Source organism: Candidatus Contendobacter odensis Run_B_J11 (genome assembly GCF_000531125.1).
Lineage (GTDB): Bacteria > Pseudomonadota > Gammaproteobacteria > Competibacterales > Competibacteraceae > Contendibacter > Contendibacter odensensis.
Map to the genome: position 1 here is coordinate 1 of NZ_CBTK010000065.1, position 2500 is coordinate 2500.

At 58.8% G+C, this 2500-nt stretch carries 2 rRNA genes (1 of these 2 cut by a window edge); both read right to left on the minus strand.

Going from position 1 to position 2500, the window contains the following annotated elements:
- Nucleotides 1-39: 39 nt before the first annotated feature.
- Nucleotides 40-155 (minus strand): 5S ribosomal RNA (gene rrf, locus BN874_RS05420).
- Nucleotides 156-246: 91 nt separating this feature from the next.
- Nucleotides 247-2500, minus strand: a 23S ribosomal RNA gene (locus BN874_RS05425); it runs 631 nt beyond the window's last position.

Here is a 2500-nt window from a genome sequence, read left to right on the forward strand (position 1 = left end):
AACCCCCGCTCTTGTAAGGAGCAGGGGTTCGTAATAGGAGCCTGGCGATGGCCGACTTTAGCGTGAGTAATGCTCACACGATCATAGGTGCGGCGCGGTTTCACGGTCGAGTTCGGGATGGGGTCGGGTGGTTCCCGCGCGCTAAGGTCGCCAGGCGAAAGGGGGCTGGAAAGTGCGATGGGGGTCGGGAAGCGTCAGGGATGAAGAAGGTAAGATTCCAGACCCGCCACAGGGTTTGGGTGTTAGGGGGTCAAGCCGCACGGTCCATTAGTACGGGTCGGCTGCACACGTTGCCGTGCGTCCACCGCCCGCCTATCTACGTCGTGGTCTACAACGGACCTTCAGGAGTCTCAAGGACTCGGGAGATCTGATCTTGGGGGGGGCTTCCCGCTTAGATGCTTTCAGCGGTTATCCCGTCCGGACGTAGCTACCCGGCGATGCCATTGGCATGACAACCGGTACACCAGAGGTCTGTCCATTCCGGTCCTCTCGTACTAGGAACAGCGCCCCGCAAATCTCCAACGCCCACGGCAGATAGGGACCGAACTGTCTCACGACGTTCTAAACCCAGCTCGCGTACCACTTTAAATGGCGAACAGCCATACCCTTGGGACCGACTACAGCCCCAGGATGTGATGAGCCGACATCGAGGTGCCAAACACCGCCGTCGATATGGACTCTTGGGCGGTATCAGCCTGTTATCCCCGGAGTACCTTTTATCCGTTGAGCGATGGCCCTTCCATTCGGAACCACCGGATCACTAAGACCTGCTTTCGCATCTGCTCGACTTGTCCGTCTCGCAGTTAAGCACCCTTTTGCCTTTGCACTCAGTGCGCGATTTCCGACCGCGCTGAGGGTACCATCGCGCTCCTCCGTTACTCTTTGGGAGGAGACCGCCCCAGTCAAACTACCCACCATGCACGGTCCCTGAACCCGGTCAGGGTTCGAGGTTAGAACCTCGCGTATTCCAGGGTGGTATTTCAAGGTTGGCTCCGCCGAGACTGGCGTCCCGGGTTCACTGCCTCCCACCTATCCTACACAAGAAGACGCAAAGTTCAGTGCAAAGCTGTAGTAAAGGTTCACGGGGTCTTTCCGTCTTGCCGCGGGGACGCTGCATCTTCACAGCGATTTCAATTTCACGGAGTCTCGGGTGGAGACAGTGTGGCTATCGTTACGCCATTCGTGCAGGTCGGAACTTACCCGACAAGGAATTTCGCTACCTTAGGACCGTTATAGTTACGGCCGCCGTTTACCGGGGCTTCGATCAAGAGCTTCGCTTGCGCTGACCCCATCAATTAACCTTCCGGCACCGGGCAGGCGTCACACCCTATACGTCCACTTTCGTGTTGGCAGAGTGCTGTGTTTTTAGTAAACAGTCGCAGCCACCTGGTCACTGCGACCCGCTTGGGCTCCCGCCGCGAGGGCGTTCACCTACTGCGGGTGCACCTTCTCCCGAAGTTACGGTGCTAGTTTGCCGAGTTCCTTCACCCGAGTTCTCTCCAGCGCCTGAGGATTCTCTCCTCGCCCACCTGTGTCGGTTTGGGGTACGGTTGGGTGGTACCTGAAGCTTAGAGGCTTTTCTTGGAAGCGGGGCATCCACCACTTCGCGCCGAGGCGCTCGTGTTCGGGTCTCGGGATGGCGCGTCCGGATTTGCCTGGATGCGCTCCCTACCGCCTTAAACCGGGACTACCAATCCCCGGCTGGTGTAGCCTTCTCCGTCCCCCCCTCGCAGTACCACTCAGTACGGGAATGTTCGCCCGTTTCCCATCGACTACGCCTTTCGGCCTCGCCTTAGGGGCCGACTCACCCTGCGCCGATTGCCGTTGCGCAGGAACCCTTGGGCATTCGGCGTGCGGGGTTTTCACCCGCATGATCGTTACTCATGTCAGCATTCGCACTTCCGATACCTCCAGCCGACCTGACAGTCGACCTTCATCGGCCTACGGAACGCTCCCCTACCATGCCTTGCGGCATCCGCAGCTTCGGTGCACGGCTTGAGCCCCGTTGAATCTTCCGCGCGGGCCGACTCGACCAGTGAGCTATTACGCTTTCTTTAAAGGATGGCTGCTTCTAAGCCAACCTCCTGGCTGTCTGGGCCTTCCCACCTCGTTTCCCACTGAGCCGTGACTTGGGGACCTTAGCTGGCGGTCTGGGTTGTTTCCCTCTTCACGACGGACGTTCGCACCCGCCGTGTGTCTCCCGTGATTGCACTTCCCGGTATTCGGAGTTTGCAACGGTTTGGTAAGCCGGGATGGCCCCCTAGCCGTAACAGTGCTCTACCCCCGGGAGTGAGACACGAGGCGCTACCTCAATAGCTTTCGGGGAGAACCAGCGATCTCCGAGCTTGATTAGCCTTTCACTCCGATCCACAGCTCATCCTCGTCTTTTTCAACAGACGTAGGTTCGGCCCTCCAGTAGGTGTTACCCCACCTTCAGCCTGGCCATGGATAGATCGCCCGGTTTCGGGTCTACTCCCAGCGACTGTCGCCCTATTCAGAC